This is a genomic window from uncultured Campylobacter sp., from assembly GCF_938045775.1.
Lineage (GTDB): Bacteria > Campylobacterota > Campylobacteria > Campylobacterales > Campylobacteraceae > Campylobacter_B.
This window is the reverse complement of the sequence record NZ_CALIBH010000188.1, coordinates 1-19,996: the sequence shown is the minus strand read 5'-3', so window position 1 is coordinate 19,996 and position 19,996 is coordinate 1. Positions and strand designations below refer to the sequence as shown.

Below are 19,996 nucleotides of genomic sequence, written 5' to 3'. Positions count from 1 at the left end.
AAATTTTTAAAAAAGGATGCGTTATGGCAATAAACGTTTTTTACGACAAAGATTGTGATTTGAGCCTCATCAAGGCTAAAAAGGTCGCTATGATCGGCTTTGGCTCGCAGGGACACGCTCACGCCGAAAATTTGCGAGATAGCGGCGTAGAGGTCATCGTAGGCCTCAAAAAGGGCGGCGCGAGCTGGAGCAAGGCCGAGGCAAAGGGCTTTAAGGTAATGAGCGTCGGCGAAGCTACGAAAGCCGCGGACGTCGTAATGATCCTAACGCCCGATGAGTTTCAAGGCGACATTTTCAAAGCGGAGATAGAGCCGAATTTAAGCGAGGGCAACGCGATCGCGTTCGCGCACGGCTTCAATATCCACTTCGGACAGATCGTCCCTCCAAAGGGCATCGACTGCATTATGATCGCTCCGAAAGCTCCCGGCCACACTGTTCGCAACGAGTTTGTAAGCGGCGGCGGAGTGCCTATGCTGATCGCTGTTTCGCAAAACGAAAGCGGCAGAGCCAAGGAGCTTGCTCTAAGTTACGCAAGCGCGATCGGCGGCGGCCGCACCGGCATCATCGAAACGACCTTCAAAGCAGAAACCGAGACCGATCTTTTCGGCGAGCAGGCTGTACTTTGCGGCGGACTTTGCGCGCTCATCAACGCAGGCTTTGAGACCCTCGTCGAGGCTGGATATGAGCCTGAGATGGCGTATTTTGAGTGCCAGCACGAGATGAAGCTGATCGTGGATCTCATCTATCAAGGCGGCATGGCTGATATGCGCTACTCGATCTCAAACACCGCAGAATACGGCGATTACGTAAGCGGCAACCGCGTCGTAAACGAAAGCAGCAAAGCGGCGATGAAAGAGGTGCTAAAAGAGATCCAAAACGGCAAATTTGCAAAAGACTTCATCCTTGAGCGCAAGGCGGGCTACGTGCGAATGAACGCCGAGCGCAACATCACGGCAAACAGCTTGCTTACCAAAACCGGCGATAAGCTTCGCGCGATGATGCCGTGGATTGCTAAGGGTAAGCTCGTAAATAAAGATAAAAACTGATTTCGGCTGAGCTTTGGCTAATACAAATCCACGCGGGCGCCGCAAAAAGCGCCCAATCAACTACGCAACGATCGCCTTTGTCGTAATCTTATGCTTTTTAAGCGGTGCGGTTACCTACGCGGTTTTGGATCTCGTATTTTCAGGCAATAAAGCCGCGTTGCAGCAAAGCTCGCGCAAACAAACTCCCGAAAGCACTTCCGATTCTCGCGGTAAAAAGCCGCGTTTAAGCGCTGCACAGAAGGAAGCATTGATTCAAAAGGAGCTTGATAAGATCGCCGAGCAAAACGTAACTACGCCGAAGATGAGTATCGAGCCCGCACGGCGGAATTCCGCAGGAGAAAATTCCGCAAACGACAATTCGCAAAATTCCGCAAATTCTATTGCTTCCTCAAATTTCGCCACCGCAAATTCAGCGGGCGGCGGACCTGACGTAAATTTTACCGCGGCAAATTCCGCGCCAGAAAATTCCATAAATTCTACCGCACAAAGCCGTGCTTCTAGCGGTGCGGACGATCTTTCTAAATCGCCGCGCAAGGCTTTGCCCGCAGGCTCTCGCGCAAAGCTTGCGATCATCATCGACGACGTAGGCACCGGCGAGCAGGCGCAAAAGATCGCCGCTCTGCCCGTGCGCGTGACGCCGTCCATCTTCCCGCCTGAGTATCAGCGCAAGGACACGCGTTCGCTTGCTCGCGACTTTGAGCATTACGCGATCCACCTGCCGATGGAGGCGAGCTCTGCCAAAAATAACTCCGCTACGCTGCGAGCTTCGGATAATTACGAGAAGCTAAACGGCGTCATAGCGAAGCTGCGCGCGGACTTTCCGAACGCTAAATTTATAAACAACCACACCGGTTCTAAATTTACCGCCGACGAGCGCGCGATGCAAAACCTGCTGCGCGCGATGAACGAGCATGGATTTTTATTTATCGACTCGCGCACGAGCCCCGCTACCAAGGCTAAGGCGGCGATGAATGGGCTCGGCATGCGATACGTGCATCGCGACGTGTTTTTAGATAATCAAAACAGCGTCGCTGCGGTGCGTAAAAAGCTGCGCGAAGCCGTGACGCTTGCTAAAAAACAGGGTTACGCCATCGCTATCGGCCATCCCAAAAACTCCACTTTGCGTGCGCTTGCAAACAGCGCCGACATCCTAGGCGAGGTCGATTTGGTCTATTTGGACGAAATTTATGAGTACTACGAGTGAGCTCAGTTTTAAAATTCCAAGCCTAGCAAGGCTCGGCGCGAGCGAGCCTGCGCGGCTGTATTTTAGGGGCGAGCCCGCGCTACTACAAAAGCGCCGCATCTCGATCGTGGGCTCGCGCAAGATGAGCGTTTATAGCAAAAATTTGATCCTGCGCCTCGCGCGCGCTTTGAGCGATGCGGACTTTTGCGTCGTAAGCGGCGCGGCGATCGGCTGCGACATAGCCGCGCACGAAGGGGCGTTTCCAAACACGATCGCGGTTTTTGGCAACGGCCTTGATCAAATTTATCCCGCGCAAAACGCCGCCATGATCGGCAAAATTTACGAACGCAGTCTCGCGCTTAGCGAGTATGAGGACGGCGTGAGCGCGCGCGGATTTCAGTTTTTGCAGCGCAACCGCATCGTCGTAGCGCTGTCCGAAGCGCTGATCGTCGCTCAAGCCGAACCCCGCAGCGGCTCGCTGCAAAGCGCGCGCCTAGCCCGCGAGATGGGCGTGCCCGTGTACGTGCTGCCGCACCGAATGGACGAGAGCGCAGGCACGAATGATCTGCTCGCAAAATCTCAGGCGCGGCTGATTGCGGATTTTGGCGAGTTTGTCGCCTCTTTGGCTCCGCAGACGCTGCAAAATACTGAGCGCGTGCAGGATGAAGTGATGGAATTTTTAGCGCTAAATTCCGATCTGCAAGCGGCGATCGAGCGCTTCGGCGATAAAATTTATGAATACGAGCTTGAAGGCAAGATCGAAATTTTAGGCGCAAAGATCGTGGCAAAGTAGCCGGCGGGCGCTTGCTCGTCGCGGTTTGATCGGCGCCGCCTGCCGGCATAGCGTGTTTGCATGGCGCGTAGTCTGCGCGGCCGGAGTTTAAATTTAGAAAAAGGCGGCTCGGTAAAATTTTGCTTTCCGCAAGTAACGCTTGAGCTTAAAACAAACCCGCGCGGCTTGTTTGTGTAGTGCCACTCGCCCCGATTGCGGTAATGATCGGTTTGTGAATGCCGCGCGAGATTTGTAAATACTTTGCGGCGCAGAATTTAAGTGTTAAAATGCATGAAATTTTCTGAAATAGCGTTTAAATGTTTGTTTGCCTATCGTGCTAAATTTTTGCGGGTAAATTTGGCTACGAATTTCAGCGCGAGTGTGGTAGGCTGAATTTGTCGCAAGAGAAAATTTTGGTCACTGCGGCAAAATTTTACGAGTTATAAAGCGTAGGGGGGGGGCTTGTATCTGCTCCGCCGCGTGAATGCGGGTTTGCTTTAAAATTTTGATTTTACATGGGGTGGGTTGGTTGCACGTCCGGCATCTGCACGGCAAGGTTTATGCCCGCCGTGAGTTTGGGTGTCGCTTATGTGCGGCTCGCGCGGATGTAGCGGGGGTGTGCTGAGCCGGGCGTGGCGATCGAAATTTTAAAATTTGAAGCTCGTGGCACGCTAAATTTAATAGCTCGCAAGCGGCGCGAGCGAGTGTAATTTATGTCAATTTCGTATAAAATTTCATAAATTCCGCAGCTAAATTCTGCGATAAAATTTAGCTATGAAATTCCGATCGCGGAATTTTGGTGGCATAATTTTAATGGCGAAATTCCGCAAAATTTGATGTTAGCAAAGGATGAAATTTGATAGTTGCGATCGATCTTGGGCTTAAACGTATCGGCGTGGCGGCGGCACCGGATGATAAGACGCCGCTTCCGTGCGAGCCGATCCTGCGCAAAAACCGCACCCAAGCCGCGCGCGAGCTAAGCGAACTGCTGCGCGAAAAGGGCGCCAGCGTGCTCGTGCTGGGCGTGCCGCGCGGCGGGGCGAGCGAGGAGGAGATGAGCAGGCGCATACGCCACTTCGCCTCGCTGCTGGATTTTGACGGCGAGATAAAATTTCAAGATGAGAGCTTTTCGAGCGCTGAAGCGGCGGAGTTTGCGAGCAAAGGCGCTAAGGGCGGCGGCAAGTACGCGCGCTTTGATAGCATCGCCGCGACGATAATTTTGCAAAGGTTTTTGTCGAGCAAGGGCTAGGCGCGTGCGTGGCAACGTAATTTGCGCGCGGCGGTGAAAGATAAAACCGCCGCTCGTCTGTTTTGTCGCCGTTTGAAAGGCCGCAGAATTTTACTCGCTCGCCTAAAACGGACGGAATTTTATGCTCGTTAGAGATTGGTAAAATTTTATCGTCCACTAAGGTTTGGCAGAATTTTACTTTGCCCGCAAAGAGCCTGCGGAATTTATTTTGACTGTAGCCGTAAATGGCGCTTTAGGTAGTTAAACTAAGTGAGATTGACAGCGATTTAAGTTGTAAACGGCGAGGTTTATGCATTTTGGCGATTTGTGCTCGCGCGCACGGCTGCTATTTTAAGTTTTTTCAAGGTCTATTTAGACGAAAAGAATGCTAAGCAAAATTGCAAAAACGCGTATGCATCATAGAATAGGGCGCAAATTTTGCGATAAATTTCATTTAGGGAGCGGTTATGTTTAAGATCACGATGTTAGTAAAAAGGGCGCCGAACATCACGCAGCAGGAGTTTTTGGCGCACTGGGAGGCGCATTCGCAAAAGGTTTTGGCTAATCAAAAAGAGCTAAATATTATCCGTTACGCAAAAACTATTCCCGTCTTTCCCGAGGGTCAGAGCACCAAGCGTGAGACGGCGGCGTTTGGCTACGACGCGATGGGCGAGCTATGGTATGAAAGCGTGCAGGCGTTTGCGGACGCACGAAACAGCGAGGTAGCGCGAGTGGTGTTAGCGGAGCTGATGGCGGATGAGGCGAAGTTTTGCGATATGAAAAACTCGGTGATGTGGTTCGGCGAGGAGGAGGCCGTGATAGAGTTCGGCTCCAAAAAAGCGTAAATTTAAAGACCGAGAGGATAAAATTTCATGGATCGTGTAAGCGGCGAAAAGCGGAAATTTATCGCTCATGACCGATACGCTTTTTTGGCATACAGCGCGCGGAATCGCGGCAAATATAGTGCTCATGGATGATGTGTGGGTGCGGCTTACATGATGAAATTTACATGCGCGATACAGATACTGCGCGGCCTAAGTTATTTTTAAGGCTCATATATCTAAGTGGTGTGGATCTAAGAATCCTGGGTATTGAGCCAAAACGCCTAAAGGTGCATTAAGCCCACGATTTTGGCATAGAAAAGCCTATTTCTAAGATAAAACTTAAAGGGCGGTGGCATAAAATTTTTTAAAATTTTTAAGCAGCAATGCGAAATTTTCAAAAGTTTTCTAGGGCGTGGCAAGATGCTTGTCGCGGGCTTGGTATGCAACAAAATATTTTACGCATTAGATTGTCGCCCTGATAAATTACCATTGTAGAGTCCGTAGGTGTTTCAGACCTCAGGATTAAATGCTTTATTATAAATACTGCAGGCGCCGTGGATGCCGCATAGACGTGCGAGTAAAAAAGTGGGGCAGCCAGCCATAAAAACAATCTTGCAATTAAAATTTTAATTTGTCTTTTTGAAATTCCGCTCAAAGTTCCGTTTAGAATTTTATTCAAAAATTTTGCTTGGGATTTTGATAGGAATTTTGCAGGAATTTCGCCGGAAATTTCACAGCTATTATCAAAAATTAAAATTTTATCCCTCGCTTTTTGCTATAATTATTTTTAAAATTTAAAAGGAGCAAAAATGAAAATCTTAGCGTCGATTACCGCACTAATCGTAGCAGCCTACTTGCTCGCGCAGATATTTTTCCCGCAAGGGGTCTCGTTTGTCGGATGCGGCATCGGTAGGGCTAATTCGTGCGAAGACTACGGAGCGTATTTGCTTGAGGAGCGCGATTATGAGGCGGCAAAAAAGCCGTTTGAAAAAGCTTGTGAAGCGGGGCTAGAAAATAGCTGTGCTATCGCGGGGGATTTATATTATGACGAGCAAAATTTATATAAAACTACAAAAGATAAGGGCAAGTCCGCGCGGTTTTATTCCAAAGCGTGCGAGCTGGGAGCTGCCAAAGCTTGCTACAACGCCGCGATAATCTCTTATAAAAATGCCGATAAGAAAAATACGTTCGCATTTTTTGCCAAATCATGCGATTTGGGACTAGGCGAGGGCTGCTTAAACGCTGCGGTCGCTAGCTACGAAGAAAAAGACTATCAGGGCGCTCTTAAGTTTTTCCTCAAATCTTGCGATGCTGCTTTGGCAGAGGGATGCCAAAGGGTTGGGCTAGCGTATTCAAAGAAGGAATTTGGCGAGCCAGATCTGGATAAGGCGATGATCTACTACGACAAAGCCTGCAAGCTGGGAGCTGAGTTTAGCTGCAACGTAGTAGCTGCGATGAATAAAATAAATGCAAGCGAGGCTAATGCTACTAAATAGATGGCAGGGCTAGCTAGATGATAATACGGTGAGATCGAAATTAGCGTAGAAATTTTGCGGAGCTTTATAGGATTTTATGAAATTCCGTGGAATTTCGTCTTTAAATTTTATTGCTGAAATTTCGCATATTGCGATAATATCGATAGATAGTGATTTTAAAATTTCAGTATCTTGGAAGTTAGAATTTAATCTATGCTGTGGATTTTATTGACAGAATTTTGACTTGTCATAGACTTATCCATCGCGATATAGGGATTTCATCATAATCTTAGTGCATCCCTGAAAGAGAAAAAATTGCGCAAACTAGCGAGTAGCTATGTAATCACAGCTGATATGGCAAAAATATCCGAAAAAGATCGCACAAGGTAATCAATCTGCGAAGTAAGTAAAATCAATTATCAAGTGGATGAAATCTATCAATAAACAAGTAAAATTATTCATCGCAAAGCAAGCAAAATCGATCTGTAAATGGGTAGATCAAGCTTAAAACTAACTCGAATTAGCCTGTAAATAAGCTAAATTGCAAGCAAGATAAATTTTAAGTAGGCATATTGTAAGAAAGTAAAATTTTAGATGAGATAAGTGGGATAAATCGATTTCAAATCACCGTAGAAGTTGGATGACGATCCTAATTTAAAGCCCCATTTTTCCGGGATTTAAGATGCCTTTTGGATCGAAAGCCCTTTTGATTGCGCGAAATAGCTCCATCTCTGCTGCGCTAAAAGCTAGTGGCATAAATTCTGCTTTGCTTAGCCCGATGCCGTGCTCGCCGCTGAGCGTACCGCCAAGACCAACTGCAGCTTTGAAAATTTCGGTGATCGCGTCATGTCCGCGTCGCACCTGAGCTTCGTCCTTTTTGTCGGCGATCATGACGTTGGTGTGGACATTGCCGTCGCCCGTGTGCCCGAAGCAGGGCACGCGCACGCCGTATTTATCGCCGATGCGCGCGATACGGCGCAGTAGCTCGGGCAGCTGCGAGCGCGGAACGGTGATGTCCTCATTTAGCTTAAGCGTGCCGTAGATATTGATCGCCTGCGAGCAGTTGCGTCTCGCAAACCAAATGCCCGCACGCTCTTCTTCGCTTTCTGCGACGCGAAAGTCGCTCGCGCCGTTTTGAACGAAAATTTCTTTTATGAGCGCGAGCTCCTCCAAAAGCACTGCTTCTAAATTGCCGTCTGTTTCGCAGATCAAAATCGCGCCCGCACCCTTCGGCAAGCCTTTATGAAATTTCTCCTCGACCGCGGCTATGCACAGCGCGTCTAAAAATTCCATCGCCACGGGCGTGATACCGGCTGCCATTGTCTTATACACGGCATTCATTGCTGCATCTACGCTAGGGAAAACGCCCATCGCGGTTTTTTTAAGCTTTGGCATTGGGATTAGTTTGAGCGTGATTTCGGTGATGACGGCAAGCGCACCTTCGCTTGCGATTAAAATTCCTGCCACGTTGAAGCCTGTGACATCTTTGATAGTGCGTTTGCCCGCTCGGATCACCTCTCCGTTAGGCAGTACCGCACGCAGTGCCATTACGTAGTCTTTGGTGATGCCGTATTTTGCGGCGCGCATACCGCCGGAGTTTTCGGCGACATTGCCTCCTAGCGTGGAATAATCCTGGCTTGCGGGATCGGGCGGATAAAAAAGCCCGTGCACTGCGGCTGCTTTTTGCAGATCGATATTTATGCAGCCGGGTTGGACTACGGCGAGTAGATTTTGCATGTCGATTTCTAGAATTTTATTCATATGTTTTTCAAATGCCAAAATCACTCCGCCGTTTGCGGCTAAAGATCCACCCGTAAAACCGCTACCTGCGCCTCTTGGAACTACAGGGATTAAATTTTCGTTGCAGAATTTTAAAATTTGACTGACATCGTCCTCACTTCGCGGGAAAAGCACGCCGTCCGGCAGGCAGCGTCTTTTCGTCGCGTCGTAGCAGTATGCTGTGCGATGAGCCTCGTCAAAATAGGCATTATCCGCGCCTAATAGATTTGTAAAAAACGCTCGCGCGGCGCTATTCATCGCCGTCTAAGCCCAGCAAATAGCGGTAGTGTTTGTCGTAATCGCTGATCGGGCCGTTAGTAAAGTCCCAAATGACGGTCTTTATCTCGCCCACGCGCGAGTAAAATGGCAGCTGATAATAAGCTACGCTGCCGCTAGCAAACGTACGCAAAGGCTTGAAACTACCGCAGTCGGCAAATACACCTTGTTTATCCATCGCGATAAAAATCAGTCCGGCGCTGTTTTGCGCGCAAATTTTACGAAAATCGTCACGGCTCGGGTTTGGCTTGTGGTTGTAGCTAAGATAGGCGCCGCCAAGATCTGGGTGGATAAAATTTATATTCGGAAAAGCCTTGATAACCTGCTCATAAATTTCAGCGTTAGGCGCGACGATTATGGCGCGGTCATAGAGGAAATTTAAGATCACTTTATCGCCGCTTGAGGGTAAAATTTTAGGCAGCGGTAGCGCCTCTTGAGCTAACATATCAAAAACCTCAAATCGCACCTTTGCCTTGCCTGCGCTTTTTTGCGTCACGACTGCGCGCGCGATGATGGAGCTTGCGCCGCTACCGAAATTATGCATCACTACTCCACTGCTACCTACGGCAATCGTAGGGCTATCTGTGATCTCGCCCGAACCATCCTTTACGCTAAGTAGGGCGGTTTCGTATCGCGGCATGTTAAATTCCGCCCCTATCGCCGCGCTTAAAAATAGACCTAAAATAAGTAAAGCTTTTTTCAAAATTCTGCTCCTGAATAAAATTTCGGCTAATTATACATAAAACTTTGAAATTAGCGATAAAATTCCGCGGTATTTACGAAATATAAGCGTTTTTTCGTTACAATCCCGCCTTAAAATAATATTTCAAAGCGGTTTTTATATGACTAGAATTTTTATATTGCTTTTTCTGTGGATAGGCGTAGTTTTTGCGAACAACCCCAGCGTAGAGAAGTTTGCCTGGCCCGATGGCGTGAGTCTTCTGCAATTTATGGAAACTGCGGGCATTCCCGCGTCTGTATATTATGACCTGGATAAAGAGGATCAGGAGCTTGCCGCTGAGGTGCGAGCTGGCGTGGAGTGTCAAATTTTGCGTGATCCAGCAGGTCGCGTCTCTCAGCTGTTAATCCCTGTCAGCGAGGAGCTTCAGATCCACATCTACCGCGATAAATTCGGCACTTTTAGATTCGTTTATACTCCGATAGTTTATGAGGAAAACAGCTACTCTTTAGGAATTCAGATCGAAAGCTCACCCTATCAAGATATCATCAAAGCTACGGGCAATGCGGCTTTAGCGAATGAGTTTATGCTTGTTTTTAAAAATGAGGTAAATTTTAAAAAGCTACAAAAAGGCGATCGGCTCGTGATCCTATACGAGCAAAAAACGCGCCTTGGCAAGCCTTTTGGCGGAGTAAATATCACCGCAGGAATGATCGAGGAAAATAAAAAGCCCAAATCGCTATATTTTTTCGATGATAAATACTACGACCGAAGCGGTAAAAAGGTCGAATCTTTTCTACTTATCACGCCGCTTGTTTATACTAGAATTTCATCGTATTTTACCCCTAAAAGATTTCATCCGATTTTAAAGCGATATCGCGCGCACTTAGGCGTAGATTATGCAGCCCCCAAAGGCACTAGGGTAAATGCCGCAGGGGCGGGCAAGATTAGCTTTGTAGGGCGTAAAAACGGCTACGGCAATACCGTCGAAATCAATCACGGCGGCGGCATCAGCACCCTTTATGCGCATCTTAGCGGCTTTGCTAGCGGCACAAAAGCAGGCGTTAGTGTCAAGCAAGGTCAGTTAATCGCTTATGTGGGCTCGACTGGGCTTAGTTCTGGACCGCATCTGCACTTCGGACTTTATAAAAATAAGCAGGCTATAGATCCGCTTAAGGTAGTCAAGATTGAAAAAACTAACGTCATAAGCGCCGAAGAACTTAAATTTAAAGCTCTCGTCAAAGATATGGACGCTAGAATGGCTGCGGCTAAAGACGGCTCGAAAAACCCTGCTAAATTTGAAAACTACGAGTCGCTTATCACGATAAATTAAGGCCAAAAATGGAAAATAAAGAGCAGCTGGACGACGTCGAGGAAGCTAAGGCGCTTCTTGATGCGCATCTAGGCGATACGCTTGAGCATGAGCTGAGTGCCGCCGATCTTACGGAGCATTTAAAAACTCTAAAGAAGCACGACGAAGAAAAATACGTAGAATTCTTAAAAAAGCTAGATCCTGAGGATCTTGCCGATGCTGCGCTTGAGATGCCCGAGCATATGCTCGAGGACGTCATCGAAACTCTGCCTCACGAAAAGATCGTCAAAGCGATCGAGGAGCTCGAAAGCGACGATCAGGCGGAGCTTTTGCAAAACATCGGCGAAATCGACGAGGACAAGGCCGAGCAGATTTTCTATGGGCTTGACGAGGATGATCGCCACGATATTCTTACTATCTCCAAATATAGCGAAGATGAGGCGGGCGCGTATATGCAGACCGAGGTCTTTAGCGCTAGGCAGGATCAGACCCTGGGGCAGGCGGTCGAGATGCTGCGCGTTATGCGCGAAAAGGACGAGATCGAGAACGTCTTTCAGCTCTTCGTGCTCGATAAAAAGGGGCATCTGCTTACTACCTTTTCGACGTCTGATCTGATTTTATACGATTTTTCACTCACGTTGGAGCAAATTTCACAAAAATTCGGCGCCGAAAACAAAATCCACTTCGCCACCGATACCGACAAGATCGACGACGTAATCAAGGACTTTGAAGAATTCGATCTTAACGTCATCCCTGTTGTCGACGTGGGCGGCATACTCATCGGGCGTATCACCGCCGACGATATCCACGATCTCATCCAAGAGCGCGCCACCGAGCAAATTTACAACCTCGCGGGCGTCGATGACGAAGCCGAAGACGACGAGACTACGATCTTTAAAGCAGGCCGCGCGCGCGCTGTGTGGCTAGCGGTAAATTTATGTACGGCGATCGTAAGCTCGACGATCATCGGGCTTTTTGACGCCACTATCGAAAAACTGGTCGCGCTCGCCGTGCTTATGCCAATAGTCGCCTCCATGGGCGGTAACACCGGCACGCAGGCGCTTACCGTAACCGTGCGCCGCCTAGCCTTGGGCGAGATAGCGTTTAAAGACAAAAAACAGGTTCTCTTTCGCGAGATCACGATCGCTTTTATAAACGGTCTCATTTTTGCCACGCTGATGGGGTTTGTGGCGTATTTTTGGTTCGGCATTAAGCTTTTGGGGCTGGTAATTGCGATGTCGATGGTGCTAAATTTAACTCTTGCGGGGCTTTTTGGCGCCGTCATTCCGATCACGCTTAAAAAATTAAATATCGACCCAGCCGTCGGCAGCTCCGTGCTGCTTACCACAGTAACGGACATCGTGGGATTTTTTAGCTTTTTAGGACTTGCGACGTGGATACTACTATAAAAAATTTTAAAATTTCCGAGCTTAAAAGCTCAAATTTCGTTAAACCCTTTCGCTTAAATTTTGAAATGGACGGCGTGGCGCGCGCGTGGGACTGCGTCAAGGTGCACGATAGCGTCTCGATTTTGCTCTACCATACGCAGCGCGATGCGCTTTTGCTTGTCAAGCAGTTTCGACCCAGCGTGTGGTTTTATCAAGAGGAAAATTTAATAAATTCGCCCGAGAAGGGCTACACCTATGAGCTTTGCGCGGGCATTTTAGACAAAGGTATCAGCGAGGAGCAAACGGCGATCGAAGAGGTGCTCGAGGAGACGGGCTATGCCGTGAAGGATCTGAAATTTATCACGAGCTACTACAGCGCTCTGGGCTTTGCGGCGAACCGTCAAATTTTATACTTCGCGCGTATCGACGAATCGATGAAGCTAGGTCGCGGCGGCGGCGTGGACGGTGAGAAAATCGAGCTTTTCTACCTGCCTGCGGCCAAGGCGCGAGAGTTTATGTTCGATGAAAAGATTGTGCGCGCGCCGGGGCTGATCTTGGCGTTTCAGTGGTTTTTGAGCGAGTTTAAAGCTTAGTGGCGAGACGGAATTTCGCGTGCTGCTGCGCATTTTTGCGTCTCGGCTTTAAATTTTAAAGGACGGCGATGAGGGTTTTACTTAGGCTGTGTATTATCGCGGCGTGCCTTTATGCGGCGATCGTGGCGGGACTTTATATCTTTCAGGAGCGGCTGATATTTTTGGGCGAGCCGTTAGATAAAAACTTCAAATTTAGCTTTGAAAATTCCGAATTCATCGGACTTGTGAATGCGCCAGAGAACGGCGAGCATTTAGAGGCATTGACGTCCGCTACGCAAAATAGTGCGGCGACAAGCCGCGTCGCGGACGAAAACGCTTCTGTGGAGGGTGGCGTAAAAGAAAACGGCGCCGTAGCGGGCGAGATCAAAAACAAAAACGCTCAAACTAGCTCCGAGCGCGTCGGTGAAAACGCTGCAGGAAGCGGCGATGCGGGCAATAATGCAAACTCCGCTGCGATAAAATTTCAAGAGATCAATATCCCGTTTGAGGGCGGGTTGATAAACGGGCTGAAATTTAGTGCGGCAGAGCCTAAAGGCGCGATTTTGTTCTTTCACGGCAACTTCGGCGACGTGAGCGGCTGGGGCGCATACGGCGCGGATTTTGCGGCTTTGGGATACGATTTTTATATTTTCGATTACCCGGGCTACGGCAAATCGGACGGCAAAATTTCATCGCAGCAGCAGCTTTTTGCGAGCGCCGATGCGATGAGCCGTTACGTTTTGGCGCAGCATTCGCCCAAGAGGCTCGCGATGATAGGCTACTCGATCGGAAGCGGCATCGCGGCACAGCAGGCTGCGAAGTGGGATGCAGCGCGGCTGATTTTGCTCGCGCCATATTTTAGCTTCGAGCGGCTCGCGCACGAAAAAATCCCCTTCGTACCGAAATTTTTGATCCGCTATAAGATTCCGACCTCGGAATTTTTGCAAGCGGCACGCGGCACTCAGATCACGCTCATCCACGGAGCCGCCGACGAGCTGATACCGGTGCACCACTGCCGTGATCTTGCGGGATTTCTTAAAGAGGGCGATCTATTTTATGAAATACCAGATGCGCCGCATAATGGACTGCTGGCAATGCCAGGGACTTGGAAGATTTTAAAAGAGCGGCTGCGCTAATTTAGCGGCGGCTCGGCGTAAAATTTTACGCAGAATTTGGCCGCTAAATTCTAAAATTTTACGTAAAATTCCGCGCGGGCTAGATCGTCGTAAAATTTCATGAAATTTTATAGCGGCAAAACACGGCGCCCAAAAAGAGGCGTAATTTCAAATCAAAATTTATGTGCCGTTGGCATAAGTATAGAGCCGACTTTTTAGCGTTAAATTCTTTCTAGCGCGCAGATGCTGAAAATTTCAAATTAAAATTTTTGCTAGGCCGCGACGCTGTATGTTTTAGCCGCGATAAAATTTTGTGAAATTTTATCTCCGCAGTCGTTTATAAATTTCAAGTCTAAATTTTATATTTACGCCCTGACGGCGCCGTATTTTAGCCGCGTAGAATTCTGCCGCGTAAAATTTTACCTAGCGAAATTCTGCTGTAAGGAATTCTATTTCGTAGAATTCCAACTCGCTGCGCTCAAATTTTATCCGCCGCTCTGAAATTTATACCACCGCACCTAAATTTCTCCAGCCCGTCGCGCTTTACCGAAATTTATATTTAGTTGTTGTAAAATGCGTTTTTAAAAGGATTTTAGCGGGTTGTGATATGAGTATTTTGGAGCTTACGGAGTGCGTAGGCATCGCTTCGGCGGCGCTTAGCGGGTTTTTATTCGGCGTAAAGAAGGGCTGCGATTGGCTTGGGATCTTTATCGCGGCGTTTTTGACGGCGCTTGGCGGCGGGATCATGCGCGATACCTTAGTAAGCCGCGAAATCTACTCGTTTACGCACTATGCGCCCGTAACGATCGTGCTTGCGGTAAGCGCCGTAGCCATTTTTGCCAAGCTTTACGAAAACCGCGATTTAGAGGGTAAATTTTTATTTATTCTAACCGATGCGATCGACGTCGTAAGCTTTTCGATCGTAGGGGCGATGGTTGCGCTAAGCTATAATCATAACGTTTTTGGTGTGGTGCTAATCGCGTTTTGCAACGGCGTGGGCGGCGGTATTTTGCGCGACGTACTGCTGAATGAAGTGCCGTGGTTTTTGCATACGGGGCTTTATGGCACGATAAGCATGGGCGTGGGCTTAATATATTTCGTGCTTGATGGATTGGGGCTTAGCGGCGTAGTTTCGGTGCTTATTTTGCTGATTTTAGGGGTTGCGTTTCGCATGGTGGCTTATTACAAATCTTGGCATCTGCCTAAAGTGGAGTACAAACAATGAACTATTTGATGGATAATTTTGCGCGCGTAAACGTAGCGCTAGTAAGAGGCGAGGGCTCGATAGTCTATGATGAAGCAGGCAAGGACTACGTGGATTTTGGCGCGGGCATCGGCGTAAACTGCCTGGGGCACGCAAACGAGATCGTGCTTGAAGCGATCGGCACGCAAGCCGCGCAGATCATCCACGGCTCAAATATCTATAGAATTCTGCCCCAAGAAGCCCTGGCCCAAAAGATTAGCGAGCTTTTAGGGTACCGTACATACGCGGTGTTTTGTAACTCGGGCGCGGAGGCTAACGAAGCGGCGATCAAAATGGCACGCAAATACGGCACCGTAAACTTTCCTAATAAGAAATTTGAAATTCTAACTCTGCGAAATTCCTTCCATGGTCGCACGCTAGCGACACTACAAGCTACCGGGCAGGAGAAATTTCATCCGGAAATTTTTGCGCCCTATATGCCCGGGTTTAAATTTTTCGACGATATCGAGGAGATCATCGCGCACATCGATGAAAACAGCGTCGCCGTGATGATCGAGCTCGTTCAGGGCGAGGGAGGTATCAAGCCTCTGGATAAGGCGAGCGTGCAAAGGCTCGCGGCGGTTTTGAAAGAGAAAAAGCTGCTTTTGATCACTGACGAGGTGCAGTGCGGCGTATATCGCACGGGCGAGTTTGCGACGTCGCAAATTTACGACATCCGCCCCGACATCATCACTTTTGCTAAAGGGCTTGCGGGCGGCGTGCCGATTGGCGCGTGCGTGGCGCAGCAAAACATTTTTGCTCCGGGCGAGCACGGCAGCACCTTCGGCGGTAACTTTTTGGCGACCTCTACGGCGCTTGCGGTGCTTTCGCAGCTTCAGTTTTTAAAAGCGAGCGGCAAGCTTGATAAGACTATAAAAAGATTTATCAAAAAACTAGACGGGCTCGCCGCAGACTATCCTAGCCTGATCGAAAAGCGCGTGGGGCTCGGTCTGATGCAAGGCCTCGTGCTACGCGATGAAAAAAATCTGGGCGAGATCTTTAACAAAGCCCTGCAAAACGGACTTTTGATCCTAAAATCTGGCAAGCGCACCCTTAGATTTTTGCCTGCATTAAATATCAAAAAATCCGAGATCAAAGAGGGCTTTGCGCGCCTACGCAAGAGCCTGGACGAGATAGTGCGGGCGTGAAATTTAGCGATTTTTTCGAGGGCTGGCTAAACGAGAGCTACTACGCAAATGCCGCTAAAATAGGCAAGAGCGGCGATTTTTACACCGCCGTGAGCGTAGGGAGCTTCTTTGGGATCTGCATCGCGCGCGAAATTTTACGCCTAAGCGCGGATTTTGGCGCGATGCAAGAGTTAAGCTTAGACGCGGCGGCAAGCCCAGATAGGTCGCGGCAAAACCTTGCGGCGAGCGAGTTAAATTTAGGCGCTGCGCCTGCAAAAAAGCAGTACGATAGCGCCAAAATTGCTATCGTAGAGATCGGCTCGCACGACGGGCGACTGCTTTGCGACATAGCGCAAGCTATCTTTACGCTAGACGGCGCGGCGGCGCTTGATAGATTTAGCTTTGCGATCATCGAGCCGCACGAGCGTCTGCGCGAGCTACAGCGGGCGAGCTTTGCGGAGAGCTTCGGCGGCGAAATCGCGCTAAAGCATTTCACAAGCGCGCATGAGGCGAAATTTAAAGATGCGATCTTTGTGGCAAACGAGCTTTTTGACGCCTTTAAATGCGAGGCGGTAGACGGCGAAAATATGCTTTTTATCGAAAGCGGTGCGGCAAAATTTGCCCCCATAAAAGAACGTGAAATTTTGACCCTTGCACGCAGATTTGGCATCTCGCGCGGTGAAATCCCGGTCAGATACTTTCGCTTTGCGCGCGAAATTTGCGCCAGCGCGCAGCGGTTTTATTTCATCGCCTTTGATTACGGGCAGATGGGCTCTAGCGGCGATTTCAGCCTGCGGATTTACCGAAATCACGAAGTTTTTGGTTTCTTTGAGGTGCAAAACTTGAGCGATTTTTACGGCAAAAGCGATCTTACCTACGACGTAAATTTTGAAATTTTACGTGCGGCGTTTGAGGACGCAGGTGCAGCGGCGACGGATTTTAAAAGACAGATCGCGGCTTTGATGGACTTCGGCGCGGTCCAGCTTTTAGAGCTTTTTATGCAAAAAAGCGGCGAGAAGGGCTATCATAACGCGCTTTTGCAGTTCAATCACCTGCGCGCTGAGTTTGGCGAAAAATTTAAGATGATAAAATTTAAAAAGGGGCTTTGATGAAAGCTTTTATCGATTGCGACTGCGAAATTTTACAAAAGACGCTGGAGCTGTTTTTAAAAGGCCATGCCGCAAGTGCGCAGGATTGCGACTTTATAATAAGCGATGAGCCGCAAAGCTCGGCAAAACCGCTATTTTTGATCGGCGAGGACGGGGATTTGGCGCTGCCGTTTTCAAAGCAGATGTTGTTATCGAGGCTAGAGGATTTTCAAAGTTCGCTACGGGTGGATCTTAGTGGATACGACGCGGCAGAAGTTGAAATTTGCGCGCTATTTGATGAGTTCAAGGCAAAAATCATCGAAATTTTAAGAAGGCAAAATGGCTAAATTTTCCAAACCTGACGGCACGCTCTTTACGCAAATTTCAAGCGGCATTTATAAGGGTAAAAAGCTCGCTCTGCCCGCACTTTCGAGCACGCGCAGCACGAAAAGCATCGTAAAGGGCTCGTTTTTTGATACTTGGCGGGCGGAGTTGCGCGGCGCGGCGTTTATCGAGTGCTTCGGCGGTAGCGGCGCGATGGCGCTTGAGGCGCTAAGTAGCGGCGCAAAAAATGTTTATGCGATCGAAAAGGACGCCGCCGCGCATAAGATAATGCGGAAAAATTTCGAGCTTTTCGGGCTCGGCGCAAATGCGATTTTGGGCGATTGCTTCGAGCGACTACCCGAAATTTTGCACGAGCTGCAAGCGGGCATGAACGGACGCTCGGGCGCGAATTCGTTAAATTTAAGCGGCAACAATTTCAAAAACCGCACTGCCGACGCCGCCTACTGCGAAAATTTAGATGGCGAAAAAGACGGATGCCGCAAAAGCTTTAGTAGCGTAGAGCAGGGCGAGGACGGATACCGCGCCGCGCAAAGCGTAGAAGCGCAAAGCGACATAAAAAATTTAGCTAAATGCGGCATGCGAAGCGGTATATCGGACAGTACTCAAAAAGGCGCGCAGAGCGGCGTAAATGATGATTATACAGGCGAGGAGGGCTTTGGCGATTGTGCCCAGATTGGCGATTATGCGGGCGCTTCTAGCATAAAATACCGCATGAATTCGCTAGCCACGGACGCCGCAAGCTTTGGCGAAAAGGTTGACGATAACTGCGCTTCGAAATACGACGCTAGCGACGCCGAGACCGCTAATCGCAGCGTAAATTTAAGCTCAAAATGCGGCGAAAGTTCTAATTTTGACGCAAATCGCGGTGCGGGCTTAGGCGCGAGCTGTGAAGAGAAAGAAATCTTAAATTTAGGCGAGAATTTTGCCACTAGCTACGGAGAAAATTTACATTCAAACGCAAATTTCATCTATGATTCAAGAAAAAATTCCACTGCGAATTCTAGTGGTAATTTTGGCGTTAGCTGTGGAGGAAATTCGCGCCCAAACGTAAATTTAACCCGTGGTTTAGGAAAAAATTTCGCTGTCAATTCCAGTGAAAATTTAGCCTGTGGTTTAGGCGAATGCTCTGCTGCAAATTCTAGCGAAAGCCATACCGCAAATTCCATAGAAAATTCCATCTCTGATCCCGCGCGCAGAGTGTTTGTCTATCTAGATCCGCCGTTTGCGATCAGGCAGGGCTTTGGCGGGATTTACGAGCGCGTGCTGGCGCTGATAGCGCGCCTAGGCTCCGCGCAGTGCGAACTGCTAATCGCGATCGAGCATATGAGCGAGCTTGAGTTGCCGCTTAAAATCGGCGATTTCGCACTACTTAAATCGCGCAAATTCGGCGCTACGACGATGAGTTACTACGCAAAATGAAAAGCTTAAAGCAAATTTTAGATTATTACGCCGATTTGAAAAATTGCGACGCGGATCTTTTCGGCGCGCCCGATCCGCTGCAGGTCGCAAAGGGACATCGAAACGACGTCGCGGCGCTTATCTGCGCGCTGTTTGCTTACGGGAGCGCGGCTCAAATTTTAAAATTCCTCCGATCGCTTGATTTTTCGCTTTTGGACGGGAGTGAAGAGCGCATGAGAGCGGAGCTTGCGGGCAAAAAGTATAGATTTCAAAGCCCGCGCGACGTCGCTGAAATTTTTATAACTTTAAAGCGGCTTAAAAACAGCCTCAGCATCGAAGAGAGCGTGCTTTGCGGTATGCAAAAAAGCGGACGGATCGAGGATGGGATAAATTTTTTAATCGGCGAAATTTACAAACTAAATCCCTACCGCAGCCCGGGATATGAGTTTTTTTTCGGGCGTGGCTTCTCGCAAAAGCCCACGTCGCCGTATAAGCGCTACAATCTTTTCCTGCGCTGGGCGGTACGCAACAGCGACATCGATCTGGGGCTGTACAAAAAGATCGAAAAATCGCGCCTCCTCATCCCGCTCGATACCCACACGCATAAAGTTTCGCTTAAGCTTGGGCTGATCGATCGCAAGAGTTACGATTTCGAGGCTGTTTTGCAGCTCACGCAAAGCTTAAGACGCTTCGATCCGAGCGATCCCATCAAATACGACTTCGCGCTGTACCGCCTCGGACAGAGCGGCGAGATAGATAAAATTTTACCCGAACTAAGCGCGAGTTTAGATAAAACTGCGAAGTAAGTCGGCGGAATTTTATTTGATACAAGCGGGGCGATGAAATTTTATGGAGCTTTAGTGCGGGTGTGCGGCGGAATTTTGCTATGGCGCATCGAAATTTCATAAAATTTAAGCGGGAGCCGTGTAGCAAAATCCGATATAATTCCGCGAAATTTTATAGGATTTCACGAAATTCTAGCAGGCGCCCGTATGCACTTTGCGGCGTATGAGCGGTTTGCGATCGTAATTGCGCGGAATTCTAGCAGGCGCTCATAGCGCGTGCCTGCGTGATTTGAAAAAAGGACAAAGATGGAGCTTGAGCTTTGGCAGTTCGCGGTGCTTTTTGCGGCGGCGTTTTTCGGCG

At 48.9% G+C, this 19,996-nt stretch carries 18 protein-coding genes and 1 pseudogene; 17 read left to right on the top strand and 2 right to left on the bottom strand.

Annotated features, from left to right (window positions below; translation table 11 throughout):
* Positions 1-23: 23 nt before the first annotated feature.
* The 6 genes from ilvC to Q0238_RS07425 all read left to right on the top strand — a co-directional run bounded on the left by ilvC (position 24) and on the right by Q0238_RS07425 (position 6,549).
* A complete protein-coding gene (gene ilvC / locus Q0238_RS07450; protein WP_297944563.1) occupies positions 24-1,046 on the top strand; it encodes a ketol-acid reductoisomerase in 1,023 nt (340 codons plus the stop codon).
* Between the two features lie 13 nt (positions 1,047-1,059).
* Positions 1,060-2,250, top strand: a complete 1,191-nt coding sequence (locus Q0238_RS07445; RefSeq protein WP_297944561.1) for a divergent polysaccharide deacetylase family protein — start codon at positions 1,060-1,062, stop codon at positions 2,248-2,250.
* On the top strand, positions 2,234-3,022 hold the full coding sequence (locus Q0238_RS07440) for a DNA-processing protein DprA (protein ID WP_297944558.1): 789 nt from the start codon (positions 2,234-2,236) through the stop codon (positions 3,020-3,022). Before Q0238_RS07445 ends, Q0238_RS07440 begins: the two co-directional genes overlap by 17 nt.
* 835 nt (positions 3,023-3,857) lie before the next feature.
* Positions 3,858-4,250, top strand: coding sequence for a Holliday junction resolvase RuvX (gene ruvX / locus Q0238_RS07435; protein WP_297881429.1), 393 nt, complete (start codon positions 3,858-3,860; stop codon positions 4,248-4,250).
* 446 nt (positions 4,251-4,696) lie between these two features.
* Entirely contained in the window at positions 4,697-5,074 is a 378-nt protein-coding gene (locus tag Q0238_RS07430) for an EthD domain-containing protein (RefSeq protein ID WP_297944554.1), read from the top strand.
* 788 nt (positions 5,075-5,862) lie between these two features.
* Complete coding sequence (locus Q0238_RS07425; RefSeq protein WP_297944551.1) at positions 5,863-6,549, top strand: tetratricopeptide repeat protein; 687 nt, start codon at positions 5,863-5,865, stop codon at positions 6,547-6,549.
* A 633-nt stretch (positions 6,550-7,182) separates the two neighbouring features.
* Here the strand turns inward: Q0238_RS07425 and Q0238_RS07420 are convergent.
* Together Q0238_RS07420 and Q0238_RS07415 are read right to left on the bottom strand one after the other, a co-directional pair.
* Positions 7,183-8,565, bottom strand: coding sequence for an FAD-linked oxidase C-terminal domain-containing protein (locus tag Q0238_RS07420; RefSeq protein ID WP_297944549.1), 1,383 nt, complete (start codon positions 8,563-8,565; stop codon positions 7,183-7,185).
* Positions 8,558-9,286 (bottom strand): plasminogen-binding N-terminal domain-containing protein, encoded by a 729-nt coding sequence (locus Q0238_RS07415; RefSeq protein ID WP_177386883.1) that lies wholly within the window; start codon positions 9,284-9,286, stop codon positions 8,558-8,560. The genes Q0238_RS07420 and Q0238_RS07415 overlap by 8 nt, the downstream gene beginning before the upstream one ends.
* Positions 9,287-9,425: 139 nt before the next feature.
* On the opposite strand from Q0238_RS07415, the gene Q0238_RS07410 reads away from it, so the two are divergent.
* From Q0238_RS07410 to Q0238_RS07360, 11 genes and pseudogenes are all read left to right on the top strand, one after another.
* Positions 9,426-10,595, top strand: a complete 1,170-nt coding sequence (locus tag Q0238_RS07410) for a peptidoglycan DD-metalloendopeptidase family protein (protein WP_005871954.1) — start codon at positions 9,426-9,428, stop codon at positions 10,593-10,595.
* Between the two features lie 8 nt (positions 10,596-10,603).
* Positions 10,604-11,983: a magnesium transporter gene (gene mgtE, locus Q0238_RS07405; RefSeq protein ID WP_297944546.1), complete on the top strand. Its 1,380-nt coding sequence runs from the start codon at positions 10,604-10,606 to the stop codon at positions 11,981-11,983.
* A complete protein-coding gene (locus Q0238_RS07400; protein WP_297944544.1) occupies positions 11,968-12,555 on the top strand; it encodes an NUDIX hydrolase in 588 nt (195 codons plus the stop codon). The genes mgtE and Q0238_RS07400 overlap by 16 nt, the downstream gene beginning before the upstream one ends.
* Before the next feature lie 68 nt (positions 12,556-12,623).
* Positions 12,624-13,670: an alpha/beta fold hydrolase gene (locus Q0238_RS07395; RefSeq protein WP_297944541.1), complete on the top strand. Its 1,047-nt coding sequence runs from the start codon at positions 12,624-12,626 to the stop codon at positions 13,668-13,670.
* 586 nt (positions 13,671-14,256) lie between these two features.
* Entirely contained in the window at positions 14,257-14,874 is a 618-nt protein-coding gene (locus tag Q0238_RS07390; protein ID WP_297944538.1) for a TRIC cation channel family protein, read from the top strand.
* On the top strand, positions 14,871-16,040 hold the full coding sequence (locus Q0238_RS07385; RefSeq protein WP_297944534.1) for an acetylornithine transaminase: 1,170 nt from the start codon (positions 14,871-14,873) through the stop codon (positions 16,038-16,040). The genes Q0238_RS07390 and Q0238_RS07385 overlap by 4 nt, the downstream gene beginning before the upstream one ends.
* Positions 16,037-17,128 carry an SAM-dependent methyltransferase gene (locus Q0238_RS07380; RefSeq protein ID WP_297944531.1) on the top strand — a complete coding sequence of 364 codons (1,092 nt, stop codon included), beginning with the start codon at positions 16,037-16,039 and terminating at the stop codon, positions 17,126-17,128. Before Q0238_RS07385 ends, Q0238_RS07380 begins: the two co-directional genes overlap by 4 nt.
* On the top strand, positions 17,128-17,454 hold the full coding sequence (locus Q0238_RS07375) for a hypothetical protein (protein ID WP_297944528.1): 327 nt from the start codon (positions 17,128-17,130) through the stop codon (positions 17,452-17,454). Before Q0238_RS07380 ends, Q0238_RS07375 begins: the two co-directional genes overlap by 1 nt.
* Positions 17,447-17,800, top strand: a pseudogene (locus tag Q0238_RS07370) (RsmD family RNA methyltransferase); the annotation flags it as partial. The gene Q0238_RS07375 and the pseudogene Q0238_RS07370, both read left to right, overlap by 8 nt.
* A gap of 18 nt (positions 17,801-17,818) precedes the next feature.
* On the top strand, positions 17,819-18,871 hold the full coding sequence (locus tag Q0238_RS07365) for an RsmD family RNA methyltransferase (RefSeq protein WP_363317128.1): 1,053 nt from the start codon (positions 17,819-17,821) through the stop codon (positions 18,869-18,871).
* Complete coding sequence (locus Q0238_RS07360) at positions 18,868-19,656, top strand: TIGR02757 family protein (RefSeq protein WP_297944524.1); 789 nt, start codon at positions 18,868-18,870, stop codon at positions 19,654-19,656. The genes Q0238_RS07365 and Q0238_RS07360 overlap by 4 nt, the downstream gene beginning before the upstream one ends.
* Positions 19,657-19,996 lie beyond the last annotated feature (340 nt).